Below are 18,706 nucleotides of genomic sequence, written 5' to 3'. Positions count from 1 at the left end.
AGTGAATTAAAATCATTTATCTTCAACATTTAAAATGCACAACAATGAGAGTCTTAATTATCCTTCTTATTCTTACTTTTAGTAATACTGCTTTTACTCAATCCAAAGTAGAATGGTTAACATTCGAAGAGGCATTACTTAGGAATAAATTAGAGCAAAAACAGTTTATGATTGATATATATACTGATTGGTGTACTTGGTGTAAAAAAATGGATAAAACTACTTTTTCAGATCCCAAAGTTGCCGAATATATCAATGAAAATTATTATGCCGTTAAGCTGAATGGAGAAAGTCATCATGAGTTCCAATTTCAAGGCTCCTCATTTACTGAAGAAGAGCTTGCTGCATTATTATTAAATGGGAATATGAGTTTTCCAACCACTGTTTTTATATGGGTTAAAGGGGATGAGAATTTACAAGCAAATCCTTTACCTGTACCGGGTTATCAGTCTAAAGATAAAATGCATTTAATATTATCTTTTATGCATGAAGCAGCATACGAGGGTGTTTCTTTTGAAGATTATAAGATTGAATATAAGTCACCTTATTTTTAAGAATTCCAATCAAATATTTTCAAGAGAATACTTCCCAACTCTAAATATTTTTCCTACATTATATTTTGCTATTACATTCAACTAACACTACTCCTTTGAAGCTATTATACTTTCTATCTTTTCTTCTACTATCATATCATTTGTTTGCGGTTGATCCTCTAGCATCAAAACGTCAAAAAATAGATAGTCTTAAGCAGGTGAATTTCCAACATGAAATGGATGATCATAACATTGATGCATTGTTTCAGTTGTCGGGATTATACTATCAGTATGCTCCAGATTCTTCGATCTATTATCTCAATCAAGCACTTAAAATCGCTCTTCAAACATCTAATCAAGGACATTTACAAAAAGTGTATCATAGGAGAGGCGTTGCAAATTTTTATAAAGCCGAATATGGTGAAGCCTTAAAAGATTACTTTGAAGCAGCAAAGATTTCAGAAAGTTTAAAGGATACTTCTCATTGGAATAACTCAATTCAAAATATCGGTAAAGTATATGAAGTTCAAGCTGAGCTTGATAAAGCATTAGAATACTATCAAAAAGGATTCTCATTACTAAATGACAACTCTTCCGATGAATTGAAAGCACTTGCTTTTAGTAATATGGCGAATATTAATACCTACATGGAAAATTATGATGAGTCCATATCATATCATAAACAGGCTTTGGCTATTCGACAAAAGTTATACGAAGAAAAGAAGAAAGGAAGTAGAAACGCTTTAGCATATTCTTATAACGATATTGCTATAGTTTATCTTCGACTAAATAAGACAAAGCAGGCATTAAAAGCTTATCAGGCATCTTATAAAATACTTAATGAAATCAATGATATTAGAGGTCTAATTCATGTTTGCTCAGGACTTTCAGATACCTATAGGACATTAGGAGATAATCGTAAGGCTTTAGAGTATGCGAAAAAAGGGTATAATCTGGTTCAACAGACCGGAGCAAAATTAGAATTGGTTTCAGTCGCTTATCAGCTAGCAGTATTATATGAAGAGCAAAAAGATTATTACCAAGCGTTAAAGTTCCAGAAACTTTCTCATGATATGTATGATAGTGTGTACAATCAAGAAAAGATGAGAGAGATAGCTGATCTTGAAAATCAAGTTCGATTTAGTCAACAGGAAGCTGAAAATAGATTATTAACAGAACAACAAAAACTGCAAGAATTAAAGATGAAGAAACAATGGTTTTTTCTTTTTTCAATTATTGTAATCTGTTTAATACTTGCAGTTTTCCTAGCCTATATTATCAAACAAAAGAACAAGAAAAAAACACTGGCAGAAAGATTAAGTTTAGCCAATGAACAATTACTAACCCAACAGGAAAAATTAAAGGTATCTTATCAAGAGATTGAGTGTCAGAATGAACGCTTAAATACATTAAATGAAGAGAAGAATCATTTAATAGGTGTAGTTGCTCATGATTTGAGAAACCCTTTAACGTCAGCATTAAGTTTATCACAAATTTTAGAATCAGAGCTTAAGGATGAAGAACAAGAATGTATTTCTGGTGTAACAAGGGCATTATGGAGAATGCAGGAAATGATAACTAGAATTCTAGATGTTAAAGCGATTGAGGCGGGGCACTTAAATCTTGAAATTGTAGAATTTGAATTGGATGAAGTGGTTGAAACGGTAGTTGAGCAACTGACAAAAAAAGCAGAAAGAAAAGGAATAGAGGTGTATCAACGATTAAAGCCTTGTGTAGTATTAGCTGACCCTAACGGAGTTCGTCAGATTCTCGAAAATCTATTGTCAAATGCAATTAAGTTCTCTCCAAAAAATGAGAGGATCGATGTTGAAATAGAGTTTTGTGATCAAGAAAAGGTAAGGTTATCAGTACGAGATCATGGACCTGGCCTTTCTTTAGAAGATAAGGAAAAGCTGTTTGGTAAGTTTCAACGTTTAAGTGCAAAACCTACTGATGGAGAATCATCTACAGGGCTAGGATTAAGTATCGCAAAGAAATTTACTGAGGCTATGAAAGGAAAGATTCATGTTGAAAGTGAAGAAGGTAAAGGAGCCAAGTTTATAGTTACTTTGGTTCGGAAGGTGAAAATGGAAACGAGATAAATTCTATTTAAAATAAAAGCTCATGATTTGTAACCATGAGCTTTTATTATTTATATCAATTATTTCTTGGCTACTCTTTCTAGAGTCATCACTAAGAAATCCCAGAATCTATCAACGGTACCAATCTCACACATCTCATCAGGAGAGTGAGGATTTTTAATTGTAGGTCCAAATGAAATCATATCGAGATTAGGGTAATGGCTTCCAATAATTCCACACTCAAGACCTGCATGTACTGCATTGACAATAGCAGGTTTATTGAAATATTCTTGATGAATCAATTTCATTTCTTCAAGAATTTCAGAATTAGCATTTGGAGTCCATCCTGGGTAAGCTCCACCATGTTCAACATCACCTTTTGTAATTGCAAATGCAGCATCTAATTGTTGAGCTACATCGTATTTTGCTGAATCAACAGAACTACGAGTTAATGATTGAACTATTACTTTTCCTTCTTTAACAAGCACTCTTGCCATAGAGGTCGATGTTTCCACTAGGCCTTCCAACTCATCAGACATACGGATTACACCATTTGGTGCAGCATAAATCGCAGATACTAATGCGTCTTGAGCAACAACATCCATTACTTTAGCTGGAGTATCAATAGATTCAATATTGATCACTAAGTTGGGTTCTGTTACATGTAATTCCTTTTGAATAGTTTTTTCATACTCTTTTACGTAAGCAACAAACTCATCAGCACTTTCTGGAGCAACAACTACATTGGCAAAAGATTCTCTAGGAATTGCATTTCTTAATGATCCACCATCAATTTCTGCAATCTCTAACCCGAATTTCTGACGTGTACCCCAAAGTAAACGGTTCATTAATTTATTCGCGTTGCCTCTTCCTAAATGAATTTCACAACCAGAGTGTCCACCTTTTAATCCTTTTAGTTGGATATGGTAAGCAGAACCTTCAGCTGCAACTTCGTCATAAGAATAATTTACATTAGTATCGATACCACCTGCGCATCCAATACATAGCTCATGCTCGTCCTCAGTATCTAGGTTTAAAAGAATATCACCAGTAAGAATACCTGGCTCTAAGCCAAAAGCACCAGTCATACCTGTTTCTTCATCTATTGTAAAAAGACCTTCAATAGGACCATGCTTTAGATCTTTAGAAGCAAGAACACCCATAATTGTCGCAGCACCAATACCATTGTCTGCACCAAGAGTTGTTCCTTTTGCTTTTACCCAATCTCCATCTATATATGATTGAATACCATCAGTGTCAAAATCAAAATCAGTATCGGCATTTTTTTGATGTACCATATCAATATGTGCCTGAAGTACGATACCTTTTCTGTCTTCCATTCCTGGAGTAGCAGGCTTCTTTATGATAATATTACCTGTTTTGTCGACGATGGTTTCTAACCCTAAGTTTTCTCCAAATTGTTTAGTGAATGCAATAATTCTTTCCTCTTTTTTAGAACCACGAGGAATTTCATTCATTTTTTCAAAGTTCTCCCAAATTTGTACGGGCTTTAAACTTGCTACTTCTTTGTTCATGTTTATATATGATTATTCAAATGTTAGTTGAAATCTGTATTGATTTTTATCAATTAATAGAAGTCGGTTCGGAATTTTTCATTCCAATCTTCCTTCACAAATTCTCTTTGTTGATTTCTATCGACCGTCAATAAAAATGCTTCCCTAGGAATTTCTTCAGCACCTAAACTTTCTAAGTGATCTGTATGCATCTGACAGTCTATGATATCAAAGTTATGTTCTATTAAATTCTTACACAAAGTAATGAAGCCATATTTAGAGGCATTACTTTTATATGAAAACATAGATTCTCCGAAGAAGGCATTCTTCATGGCTCCGCCATATAAACCACCAACTAATTCATCATTGTCCCAGACCTCAACTGAATGCATAAAACCAATGTCATGTAATTCAATATAAGCTTCCTTCATTTCATCAGTTATCCATGTTCCACCTTGATCAGGACGATAGATGTTTTGACAAGCCGTAATGACCTCTCTAAAAGCTTGATCAAAAGTTACACGATATTCATTTCGTCGAAATAACTGACGCATACTTTTAGAGACTTTAATATTCTCTGGGTAAAGTACACATCGAGGGTCGGGAGACCACCATAATAACGGATCTTCTGGATTAAACCATGGGAAGACACCTGAGGCGTATGCTTCAATAATTCGTTTTGGAGATAAATCGCCACCAACAGCTAAAATTCCACTTTCATCGGTAAGTCTAGCTGGAGGAAACATCACATTGTCATCTTCTAACTGAAATATTGGCATATAAACGTTTTATTAATTGATTTATCAAACGGCACTCAATTTACAATTTTACTAATGAAAAATAAATCAGTAAATGTTTATTCATTTATTTTTAGAATATATTATTAACTATCGCCTTAAAAATAGCCTAATTTACCTTTGAAGTAGAAATGATGTAGTGCAAATAAATTATTGTAGTGGTTGTTTTTGATAATAACAGGATATACGAGCATAAATTGAAATTGACTTTTTAATCTCTATCAAAAACAAACGCTGACATGAGAACTACTTTATTTCTTTTATTAAAATTAATTCTCATTCTGCTTGTTAATCCAGCAGAAGCCAATATTCATTTTTCTTTTGATCAAACAATTAATACAGAAAGTACTTTTACAGATGGGGCAGGGATATATGTCGACCCAGGAGTAACTTTAACCATAACAGAAAATGTGACTTTCAATGGAAACTTAACGTTGCAAAATGGTGCATCATTAATTGTAACCAATGGTGCATTTGTTAGCATATCTGTTAATTTGAATCTTAATAATTCAACACTTACTATTTCTCAGAATAGTATTGTAGATGTGATTAATGGTCAATTGAATCTGCAAGGTTACGGTGGAAATACTGATAAAGTAGTAATCGATAATGCAGCATTGTTTGTAGATGAAATCCATGCACAAAATATCGGTGGACATGAAATTGAATTGAATAATAACAGTTTGTTACTTGTCAACGATTTCATTCAATACAATCAAACACTTACTACTAATACTAAAAATGGAGCAGTCGTAGTAGGAAACAATGTTCAAGGAGCTAATGTCAATTTAGATTTTGGTGATAGTTGTGGGGATTTAGACGGTAGTTTCTCATGTGATACTTTTGAACGAAGTAGTGCAGATATAGCTGACATTTCTAGAATTATTCAATATGGGCGTCAAGAAATTGTTGCGGGTACAGACTTTAACACTGTAGTAGATTACATACAAGGCGGAGGAGATTTTGAAGATGGATATGATTTGCCTGTTGAGCTAGTTCTTTTTGAAGGTTATATAAAAGACAATACTACTAATATAATTTGGGAAACAGCTACGGAAGAAAACAGTGATTATTTTATACTTTATTACTCAAATGATAAAAAGAATTGGAAAGAGGTAAATAGAGTAAATGCGGCAGGTAATTCGAATGGTTTACTTCAATATCAAATAATTCATGAGATAGAGTCAGAAGTATCAGTACATTACTATAAGTTACATCAAATTGATTTCGATGGTAGAGAAGAAGTGTTTGAGGAAATTATGATACGTTCTCAGTACGAGTTTGCCGAACCTTCATTTACTATAAAAAATGCATCTGTTCATTTAGACTTTCTAGATAATACATCACAGAAACATATTGAGATATATGATGTAATCGGAAATCTTGTTGTTAGTCGTGATGAAACCGAGTCGCAAATTTCTATTCAATCGATAAATAAGGGCAAAATATATATTTTAAAGGCCATGTATGGTCGACAGTATTACATCAAAAAGTTTGTGATATTAAATTAAAATGAACAATCGTAAAAAAATATTTGTGAATCGTAATGAAAAACTGATCCAAGTCACTATTTTTGTGGGTCTATAAATTTTAAGTGCGAAATCAAATAACATGCAACTAATTGACGGAAAAGCAACTTCAAATGCAATCAAAAAAGAAATTGCTGAGGAAGTAAGAAAACTGACTGCCGAAGGAGGCAAGAAACCACATTTAGCCGCTATTTTAGTTGGTGAGGACGGTGCGAGTAGAACGTATGTTAACCATAAAGTAAAATCTTGTGAGCAAGTAGGTTTTACTTCATCGTTATACAAGTTTGATGCAGACATCACAGAAGAAGATCTTCTAAAAACAATCAAAGAGTTAAACAATAATGATGATATCGACGGATTTATTGTTCAACTTCCACTACCTAAACACATCAACGAAACAAAAGTAACGGAAGCAATCGACCCTAATAAAGATGTTGATGGTTTCCACCCAACAAACTTGGGTAAGATGATGTTAGGTCTTCCAACTTTCCTTCCTGCCACTCCATATGGTATTGTTCAATTATTGGATCGTTATGGTATCGAGACTTCAGGAAAGAAATGTGTAATTATTGGTAGATCTCATATTGTAGGTACGCCAATGAGTCTTTTGATGTCTAGAAATGCAAAAGTAGGTAACTGTACAGTAACTCTAACACATAGTAGAACACAAAACTTAAAAGAGGAATGTCAGCAAGCTGATATCCTTATTGTAGCTTTAGGTAGAGCTGAGTTTGTAACTGCTGATATGGTAAAAGAAGGAGCTGTAGTTGTAGACGTTGGAATTACAAGAATTGATGATCCTTCCAAAAAATCTGGTTTCAGCCTTAAAGGTGATGTGAAGTTTGACGAGGTAGCTGAAAAAGCTTCTTGGATTACTCCAGTACCAGGTGGCGTAGGTCCAATGACAGTTGTTTCATTATTAATGAACACTTTGGAAGCTGCAAGAAGAAAATCTGTTAAGGAATCAGTATAGATTAGTATAATCGCAAAATATTTTTATAATTTTGCAAATCGAGTCCTTTAAGGGTTCCCTCACCCCTTAAAGGACTTTTTTATCTCAGAAAAAAGGAAACATGGTTAAGCATTTAGAATATACTACCAAAGAAAAGGTACAGAAAGGACTTTCACTTCCAGTAATGGAGGCGTTTTATACAATTCAGGGAGAAGGAGCATTTTCAGGTCATGCAGCTTATTTTATAAGATTAGCAGGTTGTGATGTTGGATGTGTTTGGTGTGATGTAAAAGAATCATGGGAGCAAGACAAGCATCCTGTTCTTGATATTGAAGAAATTGTTGAAGATGCAAAGAAACATCCTGGTCGCTTAGCTATTATTACAGGAGGAGAGCCATTAATGCATCAATTAGGGCCATTAACTGAGATGTTGAAAAATGAAGGTTTCTCGATCAATATTGAAACTTCAGGAACTCATCAATTTACTGGTCACTTAGATTATGTTTGCTTGTCTCCAAAGAAATTTAAAGCTCCAGTTGATGAAGCTTATGATTTAGCAGATGAATTTAAAGTGGTTGTATACCATAAATCAGATATTAAGTGGGCTCTTGGTTTGGCAGAAAAACTTCGACCAGAATGTAAATTATATATTCAACCAGAATGGTCAAAAAGAAGTGAGGTGACTCCAATGTTAGTCGATTTTGTTAAAGAGAACCCAGAATGGCAATTGTCATTACAAACTCATAAATATATTGACATACCTTAATTTTATTTTTAGGGTCCACCAATTATAAGAAGGATTATGTATATAGAAGTACATAATCCTTTTTTTGTGCTTATACTTTCCTTTTCATCACTTAAAATCATAAAACTTAAGTCAGAACTATTAACTCTTAAACCATAAATCCTTAACTTAGTATTTAGTTTTTAATTTAGATTTTTTAGTACACCTTACTTTTCGAATGCGCACAGGTACCAAAGACTTCATCAACCAATGGCTGTTCAAGTATCAAACTACTGTATTTAGATATGAAAGGTTATCTTCAATAGTTACTTCGTTTGTTGCTATCGTATTAGTGATTTTTGAATATGGATTTTATTTAGAGAAAACAGATATGCTGTTTATCAGAAGTATAATCCCATTCTTATTCTTTGTTTATATCACTAATTATATTCTTAGAATTATTTTCACCAATTACCGTTGGAATTATATAAAATCCACTTGGGTAGAAGGCTCCTTTTTGGCTCTAATCACTTTTATAGGGCTATTTCATTTTTTTGTAGGATTTCACTTTGATCCTGAATCTAATGCGAATTATCGCCATTTCCTTTTTGGTGCATTAGTATTTCTAGTACTTGTAGAGTCTACAAAAGCTTCAGTGATACTTTCACAATTTAAAATAAAGCCATCTACAACTTTCATTTTTAGTTTTATCTTTTTGATACTTTTTGGAACCTTTTGTTTGATGCTTCCAAAATCTACTATTGGAGAAACTAGTATGAATTTCTTGGATGCTTTATTTACTTCAGTAAGTGCATCATGTGTAACCGGTTTAGCGGTGGTAGATACAGGCCAATATTTCACAGAAAAAGGACAGCTAGTAATTCTTCTATTAGCTCAATTAGGAGGTATCGGAATCGTATCATTTGCAACATTCTTTGCGACTTTTATGTCAAAAGGTGTTTCGTTAAAGCATAAAACGATCATTCAAGATGTATTGAGTTCAGAAGACCTTTCTTCGGCAACGGGTTTATTAAGAAAAGTAATTTTCTTGACACTATTGATTGAGATATTAGGAGCTATTGCCATTTTCTTTGCATGGGATAGTTCTTTGGAGTTTAACAGTATGACACAGAAGGTGTGTTACTCAATTTTTCATTCAGTCTCCGCTTTTTGTAATGCTGGTTTTAGCTTATTCCCAGATAGTTTAAATACAAGTATTACAGGGGATGATACCACTAGATTTTTTCATCATGGAATAATAGATCTCAGGCATATGTATGGCCTACACATGGTTATAGGCATCATTATTATTTTTGGTAGTTTTGGTTTTACAACGATTGAAGAAATCTTTTCACCCAAAAAGATAAAAGATAGATTAAAGAACCCTTGGAAAAAATACTCTATTGGAACTTCTATCAGTTTATACTCAACTATTATTTTGATAATTGTAGGAATGCTGACAGTATTTTTCTTAGAAATTGATTCTTTAAGGGAAGATAGATCACTTGTAGAATCGCTTATAGCTGCTTTTTTCCAATCAGTAACTACTAGAACGGCAGGTTTTAACTCAATGGATTTTGGAAGTATGCGACCGGCTACAATTCTTGTGATGATTTTCTTAATGTTTATTGGTGCAGCGCCTGGTTCAACAGGTGGAGGTATAAAGAGTAGTACCTTTTATCTGTTATTGCTTAGTTCTATTGGTATAATAAGAGGACAAGAAAGAATAGTGGTGCGAAAAAGAACAATATCAGACGATAACATTAAGCGATCATATTCAATTTTTATGTTCGCCTTAATATATAATATGGTAGCTCTATTTATTCTTAGTATCACTGAGTTAGATAATCCAAATATTGATATTCTACCTTTAATATTTGAACAAATATCAGCTTTTGGAACAGCAGGTTTAAGTATGGGTATTACAGGCGAGTTGTCATCAATTGGTAAGGTGGTGATAATCTTATCCATGTATATTGGTCGAGTAGGAACACTTACTTTAGCCTTAGCATTAAGTTCTACTGTAAATACGAACTCCTTTAAATATCCTGAAGCTCATGTTATGGTAGGGTAATTTTTAACGATAAAACCTTTTTAGTTTTAAAAAAAAAAGCTCAAAATATTGATAGCTAAACCAAGAAATAATAAATGTGAGAAATATTATTGTAATGTCAACTGATAACGATTTAGTAAAACTTTGTTTATATAAGGTATTTCGTAGACAAACATCGATAAAGTTCATTATAATTGGGTGAAGTAGATAAATACTATAAGTTATTTTACCCATTTTAATGAGAATACTTGATTCATTTAAACTTAAAAAAGATATCTTTTTTGTTAACGCTAGTGAAGCAATTAAAAACGTAAAAAGAATAGATTTTATTAATCTTCCAAAGATAGGATTATATTCTCCGAAAATAAATTCCGTTCCATAGAATAAGACAAACAGTATAAAAGATAGGGTTGTTAAGTGTGACGCAGTATTAGTCTTTTGAAATAAACGATAGACTATATCAAATTCTTTAATTATTAATGCAGCTAACCCTCCAATTATTAAATCAATAAGAACTGAAAAAGTATGAAAATATAATATTGTAGGATTTCCGGAGTTATTGTGTCTAAAATTCAAAGAAAACATTCCTATCAAAAGAATAATGTAAATCCAAGACTTTCTTGGTAAGAAGAAAATTAATGGCCATAATAAATAAAATTGTTCTTCAACCGATACAGACCAAGTAACATTTTGAGACATTGCACTATGTCCAAAAAAATTATCAAAAATATTAATAATATCAAAATTACTTAAAAAGGAGAAATAATATAAGCTATTTGATTTGAGAGTATTATCTATACCTAAAAAACCTTTTAACGTTGGTTGTAAAATAAATGTAATAATTAGCACAGCATAATATAGTGGCCATATTCTTAATATTCTTCTAATATAAAAATGAATTAAATTTAATTTCCCCTTATAATCAATTTCAGTTATGATAAGAAAAGTAATGAGAAAACCACTTAAGTTAAAAAAAATAGAAACACCAGTACCACCATTGAATAATGTTTTAAGTATAATAAGTAGAGTTGTATTTTCTTGGTAAAACCTTTCTAAGGTTTGAATTATTGTATGGTTAAATAAAACCATTATCGCTGCAATAAACCTTACGAGGTCAAGATTTTTAAAATAGATGCTTTTATTATTCATATTAATTTTTCATTGCTAAGATATGTTAGTAATACCTTAGCAATGAAATGACTTTTATTGATAGTATTGTTAATTATGCCCCACTAATTGCTTAAGTCCAGACATTACTAATTTTCCTGAAGCTGGATTAGTAGCTAAAGGAATATCATAAAGGTCGCAAACTCTCATCAGCATTTGTACATCTGGTTCGTGTGGGTGCTTTCCAAGTGGATCTCTAAAGAAAAATACTGCATCTACATCTCCTTCGGCTACCATCGCAGCAATTTGAGCATCACCACCTTTTGGACCTGAAAGTTTACAATCTACTTCCAATCCTGCCTTCACTAAGTGACTACCAGTTGTACCTGTAGCAACAATTTGTACACCAGAAAGTAGGTCCATATAATCTTTAAAGAAACCAACCATTTCAGCTTTTTTGCCATCATGGGCAATCATAGCCACCCTTTTTAATTCTTTGTTCATAGTTTATTGTTTTTCGATTTCGTTTCAATTTATGTCTTATTTCTTCATAGAAACATGACTTTTATTAGTTGAATAGATTTTACTCCAATAAGTAAGTGAAATTAAAGTATTTATTATTCAACCTCCTTGGATTCTTCTTTCTTTTCTTTCTCTTGATCTTTTTCTTCAATCCATTCTTTATAGAATAAAAGTCCTTGTTCAACAGCATACATATAAAATGATAAGACAAGTACTGTGATATGGATATTAAATAATGTGTAGGAAACTACAGACATTAAACCAAAGAAAACAAGGTAAAATAAAGAGTCTTGTAGTAATTCAACCAAGAAATGATCTGAATCAAAGAATTTACCCATAAAAACAGTGACAGGGTCTTGGAATGTTAATGCTTTATGAGAGATATAAGTAAAACATAAAAAGACAAAGAGGAAGAAGCCAATAGTGATTTTATTATAACCTCTTTCTAATGTTAAGAATGCATTGACAAGAATAAGTGGACCAGGCATAAAACCATAAATCGTTTTATGAATATCTCGATCCTCGAAATCGCCTAAAACGATAATTCTATCTTTGGTGTATTCTTCTGTGAGAAATGGAGGTAATGATAAGAACTCTTTCAGTTGAAGATACATGTAATCATTCTTTACAAAAATGTCATAAGGTCGAATAGGGTAGTCTAAGATATATCCATTAAGGATGTAGTTCCCTCTAAATTTATTGAATAAAAATCCTTCTTCTATTTTCTCATTATGGATATTCTCAGCCATAATTAGAGGTGTAGACTTTAAAGAGTCACCTTGTATTAAATGGTACTTTAATAAAATAGTCTCCTCATGATTTAATTCCTGAACTTGAAGGTCACTTAAACCTAATGGGACTTTAACCACAGGGAATTTAGGAACACTTCCTGGACCTTTATGATAGGAAACAATAGTATTCTTCACCTTGGCAAACTCAGCCTCCATTAAACTATCATCGTCAGATTCATCATAAAAGCGAATATCAATCAGAGCATATTCATGATTATCTGGATTTTGATTAAGTGTTTGTAAGAACTTAGTGACTGACTTCCTATTTGTAATATCAACATTACCAATAACAAAGTCATTAGTATCTTTTTTTGCTGTTAAATCTTTCTCCCAAGAACAATTAATAAATAAAAAACGGTCTTTAGAAGGTTTGTCTTCTGCTTTAAATAAAGTGTTCTTGACCATTGACATGGTCTCAATTAATAGAATTTCATCGGGCATTACATATACTATAGACATGTAAAACATTAACCCAATGATCATTATAATGGCATGAATTGAAGAAATACCCCACATTAATGGTTTATTTCTCTGCATTCTAAAAATTATACGATCTGAAGTTTTTTTCTTCGTATCAGACATGAAAGAGGTTAGGTTTATGAATTAATTCAAAAAATGATAACTGTTTATCAGTAAAAATATTAATTCAATTCTTATGCTAGAAGGTTCTAAGAGATTATTTTTTATAAAATTATAATAGATCAGTAACAAAAAAGGTATTTACTGTTTGAGCAAATACCTTTTTCGTTATATAATTTCCATTTCTTTTGTCCATTGATTGAATATTTCAATGTCAACTTTTCCATAGATATCTAGAACATATTGATAAAGTTCTTCTCGAACTGCTTGGTCTTTTTCATCTTGATACTTTACAAGGAACTTCTTTAATGAAAGTAATTCTTGTTTCAATTTTGTTTCATCAACAAAGACAGGGTGGAAACTTCCAACATGTTTCGGACTAGGTTTTCCATTTTGCATATTGATATAATAAACATCGACCATATCAATACTATCTAAACTTACCCCATCAAAAAGCTTTGTTGGTTCAATAATAATTTGATTTTCTGTTCCATAATTAGGGACCCAACGGTTGTAAGGTTCATTGTTAGAGGTAAATCTTACCGCCATTTTACGCTCTTCATCTAGTGGATAACGTAATTTGTCTACTTCCAAAATCACAGAGTCACCCATAAAGACATAAGAACCTCCATTAAAGTATTTTGAAATATCATTGGCATTTCCAAAAGTTACTCGGCGAGTACTCATTTGTTTATTTACTTGAACAGGAAAAAGTACTTGAGAAACCATACTCATAAATTCCCCATCAGCATTTTTTTGGCTCTTACTGCCATCCAATAACATCTTACCCTTACTTTTCTGAATAACGATTGCTTTTGAACTCGCATCAGCAAAAACTAAAGAAGTACTTTCGTTAATCATATCACCAGTCTGTAATACAGAATTAGTAGCTGGATTAGTAATATTGCCAGATACATGAAGAACATACCAATCTTGAGCAAAACTAGATGTAAAGCTTAGCGTAAATAAAACAGAAAAGGCGAGATATATTTTTTTGAAGTTCATTCTATTATTTCAACTACTTGATAAAGATGTCTTTGTTAAGACAATTATGTTATGTGTTTCGACATTAAAGATAAGAACACTGAATAAGTTTTGAAATAAAAAAGTCGATGGTGAAGTATTCAGGTCTTATGATGAAGTTAATATTTAACTTTCTGAATTGTAAAAGTTTTTTTGCCGGCAGGAGTAATCACATCTACAGAATCACCAATTGTTTTGTTCAACAGTGCTTTCCCGATTGGTGATGCGATAGAAATTGATTGTTTCTTGATGTCAGCTTCATCAGGTCCAACTAATCTTAAAGTCATCACATTATTTGTTTGATCTTTAAAAGTGACAAATGCACTAAACATTGCTTTATTCTCATCAATTTCTTGATCAAAAACTTTTACATTTCCGATTCGTCTTCTAAGGTAAGTTAATCGACCATCAATTTCTCTCAATTTTTTCTTACCATATATATATTCAGCATTCTCAGAACGATCACCCATAGCTGCCGCTTCAGAAACTGCTTCAGTAACAATTTTTCTTTCTTCCCAAAGAACCTGCACTTCTTGTTGCAAGCCTTCCATTCCTTCTTTTGTTATATATGCTGATTTGCTCATATTTGTTCAATTTTAATAGCAAATATACTTTTTTGAGGATCAATCAGCCAAAAAAACAGTAATTTTGTTTGTCATTCAAAATAAACAAAGTGGATAATCAGTTAATAAAAAATTTATCTTGGGAAGCATCATCTAAAATTATCGTTCAATTGATGAGTTTAGGTAATGCACTTGTGATGACAAAATTATTAACACCAGAAGATTATGGAATATTTGGAGTATTGCTCACAGTATTTATGGTTTTCTCTATTCTTCAAGATTTAAGTTTAAATGAAGCTTACATTCAATTTGGAAAGCCCTCTGAAAAACTATTAAATACTGTGTTTTGGAGTTTAGGGTTTTTAGGAATCGTTTTCTTTGTTCTTTTTAATCTCTTAAGTTTTATTTTCGGGATATTTAATCTTATTGAATATCATGTTCATTATTATATTTTTCTTAGCTTCCTATTAATTCTAGCAGGGTTTGGAAGAGGAGTAAGGATGTATGCCATCGTACAAAGTAATTTTAAAGCTATTGCTATTTCAGATGGTTTATCAATTGTAATTTCATTACCTATTGGTATTCTGATGGCCTATAATGGATTAGGTGTATATTCATTGATCATTCAATTTATCTTAAAGTATTCATTACAACATTTTATTCTTTGGTTCAAATTAAAATGGTTACCACGGTTTATTTTCGATTTTCAAGAAATTCAGAATCTAAGAAAATTTTCTACACAAAGAACCTTACAAAAGGTGTCTGACCATGTATTTGATAATTTTGATGTAATTGTTCTTCAATATATTCATCCGGTTAGTACCGTTGGGAGTTACGTTAAAGCTAAATCATTTGCGAATCAAGGTTCTAGCACTTTTTCTCAGTTATTTCAGCAAGTAATTTTTAGATATTCTTCATCTAAAGAAGAATTTGAAAAAAGAAATATTTACTATTTACTTCTTTTGATATGTATACTCACTTTACCATTAGCTATTTTTTTCAATTTCTATGGAGCCCAATTGTTTACATATCTATTTAGTAGTCGATGGAGTTTTTCTGGTGAGTTGTTTTCTTTATTATCCATTATCATTTTTCTTCAACCTTTGATCTTTAATCTAGAAACCACATTAAATGGATTAAACAAAGTAAAAGAAGTCTTATTGGCTAATTTTTTCACGAAGGTTTTAATTGTATTGGGTATGATAAGTTTATTTTTCATCTCAATAAATAGATTTATACTTATTTATCTAACAAGTAAGCTTATTCAGTTATTGATATTATGTATGTTATTTTATAAGATAGACTTGACTAATGAAAAATAAATTGAAATATGATTTTGTAGTATTGACTCCAGGGAGGGCAGGGTCCAATCATTTAATGTATACTTTAAAAAAGTCTACGGATGCTTTGATTGACTTTGAAATTTTCAATCAAGTTTCATGGGAAGAGGAATCATTTAATGTGTTCATTAATCAACATAGACGATATAAAACTTTAGGCCTCCTTTTCAATAGAAATATTATTAGTCGTGTCAAATTTAATTTTCCCTTAGAATATTTAATAAGAAAATTTCTATATAATTATTCAAATAAGAATCAGAAAAGAGGGTTTAGGCTGACGTTCGAACAAGCTTACAGGTATCCATATGTATTAAAATACCTAGTGAAAAATAACATCAAGATCATTTTTCTTGATAGGGAGGATACATTATCAATGATAATTTCATTATTAAAAGCTAGAAAAACATTAAATTATCTTACTGACAAAGTAGACCAAGAATCTCAAAAGACCTTTTCATTTTCTCCTCCAATGGTTTTACAACACTTGTTGGATTATAAAAAAGAAAAAGAATATATAGAGAATCACTTCATTCAATATTCTAATATATATAAACTAACGTATGAATCTTTATTTTCTGATTATGAAAAGGAATATTCAAATATCTTATCTTTTTTGTCTCTTATTAATAAAGATAACAAAATCCATTATACTGCATTAAAAAAGATCAATAGCCAACCACTCAAAAAATGGGTAGAAAATTATGATGAAATCATATCATATATTAAAAATAACCCCCACTAACCCTAAAAATTTATCATCTGTAGGGATATGTAGAAACTTATCTATTGTCTCTTTTACACTAGTGATTACCTAAATTTTTCTACCTTTGTTTCATTATCGACGTACAAAGAATTTTTTAAATGAAAATCATTTTTCAAACCCTCCAGTTTATTCGATCAATTCTTCCAAAAGATCAAAAATTAAAAGCGGTGGGTGTAAGTATACTTCTTTTTATTAACTCCGGGCTAGAACTTATTGGTCTTAGTGCTATGCTCCCTGTATTTGCCGTATTATTAGAAGATAATATGGTTGAGAAATATACTTGGGCAAATTGGATTTATACTACTTTTGGTTTGACTGATGATAAGCAACTTATTGTTTTGCTAACTACCATTTTATTTATAGTAGTAGCAATAAAGAATGTTGGAGGTATGTTCATTGTAAAGGAGCAAAGTAAATTTGCAATGGGTTTATATACTGATTTCACAAAAAGACTACATAAGATTTATTATAGAAAAGGTTTTTTATTTTTTAAAGATAAGAATTCAAATATTTTATTTAGAAATATACATCTAGCGACTCAAAACTTTGCAAATCAACAATTTTTAGGTGTCTTAAATATTATTAATGAATTAGCTATATTATTTTTAATCGTTTCTAGTATTGCAATTTATGATATCCAAATCATAGGTTTGTTGGTTATTATAGTTATACCAGTATTTTTTATATTTTTTAAATATGTTCAGAAAAGATCTTTGAAAATTAGTGATGTTAGGAGGGATGTAAACCCAAGACTAAGTCAGAATATCTTTCAAAGTATTTTTGGGTATGTAGATGTGTTGATTTCAGGTACAGAAGATAAATTTCGAGATAGAATTACAAAAGATGTTGACGCACTTGCTAATACAAATATTAAAAGTAATATATATAATCTTGCACCTACAAGAGTTATTGAGACCTCTTTAATGTTAGCAATTTTAGTTATGAATGTTTATGGCGTTTACTATCTTAATTCAAGGTTAGAGTTGTTACAATTATTAGGTGTATTCGCTATTGCAGGATTTAGAATTATGCCATCAATTAATAGAATGATGACATATATTAATGGGTTAAATCAAAATAAATGGACATTTGAGGTTCTAGAACCATTAAAGACAGAAACACATTACCAAAAAGAAATTCAGAAGGAAATATCTTTTGAGGTTGAACTAATATTGGATAAAATAGATTTTCATTATCCTGATAACAAAGTTAATATTATTGATAATTTTTCTTTAGTTATTAAAAAAGGAGAAACAATAGGATTGATAGGAGCATCTGGTTCTGGTAAAACAACTATTATGAATATTCTTCTGGGATTTTTGAAAGTGACAAAAGGTGAATATAGAATTGACAGTCAAATTTATGGCCCAGAATACGAAGATGCTTTTTTTAAAAAGGTTGGTTATGTTCAACAATCAGTATATATCATTGATGCATCTCTTGCGGAGAATATAGCTTTTGGCACCTCGAAAAAGAATATAGATTATAAAAAAATTGACCAAGTGTTAAAGAAATCAAGCCTTTGGAAAATAGCAAATAATCTCCCAGAAGGAGTGCATACAAGGATTGGTGAGAATGGAACAAAGCTTTCTGGAGGTCAAAGACAAAGAGTAGGAATCGCAAGGGCATTATATTTTGATGCAGAGATATTATTCTTTGATGAAGCAACCTCTGCATTAGATACTGAAACTGAAAAGGAAATTACAGAATCGATTAATAAATTATCACATACCGATGATCTTACAATAATTATTATTGCTCATAGACTATCAACATTAGAAGGGTGTGATAGAATTATTGATTTAACTCCAGTAAAGGTATAATTTATTTAAGTC

16 protein-coding genes are annotated in these 18,706 nt (G+C 31.4%); 9 read left to right on the top strand and 7 right to left on the bottom strand.

Annotated features, from left to right (window positions below; all coding sequences use genetic code 11):
* Nucleotides 1-44: 44 nt before the first annotated feature.
* The gene (locus HGP29_RS15000; RefSeq protein ID WP_168883234.1) at nt 45-554 is read left to right on the top strand and encodes a thioredoxin family protein; all 510 of its coding nucleotides are present in this window, start codon (nt 45-47) and stop codon (nt 552-554) included.
* 95 nt (nt 555-649) lie between these two features.
* Nucleotides 650-2,635, top strand: a complete 1,986-nt coding sequence (locus HGP29_RS14995; RefSeq protein ID WP_168883233.1) for an ATP-binding protein — start codon at nt 650-652, stop codon at nt 2,633-2,635.
* 59 nt (nt 2,636-2,694) lie between these two features.
* Here HGP29_RS14995 and HGP29_RS14990 read toward each other — a convergent pair whose 3' ends face one another.
* Together HGP29_RS14990 and aat are read right to left on the bottom strand one after the other, a co-directional pair.
* A complete protein-coding gene (locus HGP29_RS14990; protein WP_168883232.1) occupies nt 2,695-4,149 on the bottom strand; it encodes an aminoacyl-histidine dipeptidase in 1,455 nt (484 codons plus the stop codon).
* A gap of 53 nt (nt 4,150-4,202) precedes the next feature.
* Nucleotides 4,203-4,907, bottom strand: a complete 705-nt coding sequence (gene aat / locus HGP29_RS14985) for a leucyl/phenylalanyl-tRNA--protein transferase (protein WP_168883231.1) — start codon at nt 4,905-4,907, stop codon at nt 4,203-4,205.
* A gap of 257 nt (nt 4,908-5,164) precedes the next feature.
* Between aat and HGP29_RS14980 the strand changes: the two genes are divergently transcribed.
* From HGP29_RS14980 to HGP29_RS14965, 4 genes are all read left to right on the top strand, one after another.
* Nucleotides 5,165-6,436 carry a T9SS type A sorting domain-containing protein gene (locus HGP29_RS14980; RefSeq protein WP_168883230.1) on the top strand — a complete coding sequence of 424 codons (1,272 nt, stop codon included), beginning with the start codon at nt 5,165-5,167 and terminating at the stop codon, nt 6,434-6,436.
* 100 nt (nt 6,437-6,536) lie between these two features.
* A complete protein-coding gene (gene folD, locus HGP29_RS14975; RefSeq protein ID WP_168883229.1) occupies nt 6,537-7,427 on the top strand; it encodes a bifunctional methylenetetrahydrofolate dehydrogenase/methenyltetrahydrofolate cyclohydrolase FolD in 891 nt (296 codons plus the stop codon).
* A 100-nt stretch (nt 7,428-7,527) separates the two neighbouring features.
* On the top strand, nt 7,528-8,172 hold the full coding sequence (locus HGP29_RS14970; protein ID WP_168883228.1) for a 7-carboxy-7-deazaguanine synthase QueE: 645 nt from the start codon (nt 7,528-7,530) through the stop codon (nt 8,170-8,172).
* A gap of 196 nt (nt 8,173-8,368) precedes the next feature.
* Nucleotides 8,369-10,204 carry a TrkH family potassium uptake protein gene (locus tag HGP29_RS14965; RefSeq protein WP_168883227.1) on the top strand — a complete coding sequence of 612 codons (1,836 nt, stop codon included), beginning with the start codon at nt 8,369-8,371 and terminating at the stop codon, nt 10,202-10,204.
* A 3-nt stretch (nt 10,205-10,207) separates the two neighbouring features.
* On the opposite strand, the gene HGP29_RS14960 is transcribed toward HGP29_RS14965, so the two are convergent.
* From HGP29_RS14960 to HGP29_RS14940, 5 genes are all read right to left on the bottom strand, one after another.
* On the bottom strand, nt 10,208-11,332 hold the full coding sequence (locus HGP29_RS14960; RefSeq protein ID WP_168883226.1) for an acyltransferase family protein: 1,125 nt from the start codon (nt 11,330-11,332) through the stop codon (nt 10,208-10,210).
* Nucleotides 11,333-11,401: 69 nt separating this feature from the next.
* A complete protein-coding gene (locus HGP29_RS14955; RefSeq protein ID WP_168883225.1) occupies nt 11,402-11,794 on the bottom strand; it encodes a methylglyoxal synthase in 393 nt (130 codons plus the stop codon).
* Nucleotides 11,795-11,907: 113 nt separating this feature from the next.
* Nucleotides 11,908-13,140 (bottom strand): hypothetical protein, encoded by a 1,233-nt coding sequence (locus HGP29_RS14950; protein WP_168883224.1) that lies wholly within the window; start codon nt 13,138-13,140, stop codon nt 11,908-11,910.
* A 210-nt stretch (nt 13,141-13,350) separates the two neighbouring features.
* On the bottom strand, nt 13,351-14,187 hold the full coding sequence (locus tag HGP29_RS14945; protein WP_168883223.1) for a hypothetical protein: 837 nt from the start codon (nt 14,185-14,187) through the stop codon (nt 13,351-13,353).
* A 137-nt stretch (nt 14,188-14,324) separates the two neighbouring features.
* The gene (locus HGP29_RS14940; protein WP_168883222.1) at nt 14,325-14,789 is read right to left on the bottom strand and encodes a GreA/GreB family elongation factor; all 465 of its coding nucleotides are present in this window, start codon (nt 14,787-14,789) and stop codon (nt 14,325-14,327) included.
* A 68-nt stretch (nt 14,790-14,857) separates the two neighbouring features.
* Between HGP29_RS14940 and HGP29_RS14935 the strand changes: the two genes are divergently transcribed.
* The 3 genes from HGP29_RS14935 to HGP29_RS14925 all read left to right on the top strand — a co-directional run bounded on the left by HGP29_RS14935 (nt 14,858) and on the right by HGP29_RS14925 (nt 18,694).
* The gene (locus tag HGP29_RS14935; RefSeq protein ID WP_211093300.1) at nt 14,858-16,090 is read left to right on the top strand and encodes an oligosaccharide flippase family protein; all 1,233 of its coding nucleotides are present in this window, start codon (nt 14,858-14,860) and stop codon (nt 16,088-16,090) included.
* Nucleotides 16,080-16,850 (top strand): hypothetical protein, encoded by a 771-nt coding sequence (locus HGP29_RS14930; protein WP_168883220.1) that lies wholly within the window; start codon nt 16,080-16,082, stop codon nt 16,848-16,850. The genes HGP29_RS14935 and HGP29_RS14930 overlap by 11 nt, the downstream gene beginning before the upstream one ends.
* 119 nt (nt 16,851-16,969) lie before the next feature.
* Complete coding sequence (locus tag HGP29_RS14925; RefSeq protein WP_168883219.1) at nt 16,970-18,694, top strand: ABC transporter ATP-binding protein; 1,725 nt, start codon at nt 16,970-16,972, stop codon at nt 18,692-18,694.
* The last annotated feature ends 12 nt before the right edge of the window (nt 18,695-18,706 follow it).

The sequence above is a fragment of the Flammeovirga agarivorans genome (assembly GCF_012641475.1).
GTDB classification, from domain to species: Bacteria; Bacteroidota; Bacteroidia; order Cytophagales; family Flammeovirgaceae; genus Flammeovirga; species Flammeovirga agarivorans.
Note: the sequence above shows the minus strand (reverse complement) of the source record. Positions and strands in the feature narration are given on the sequence as shown.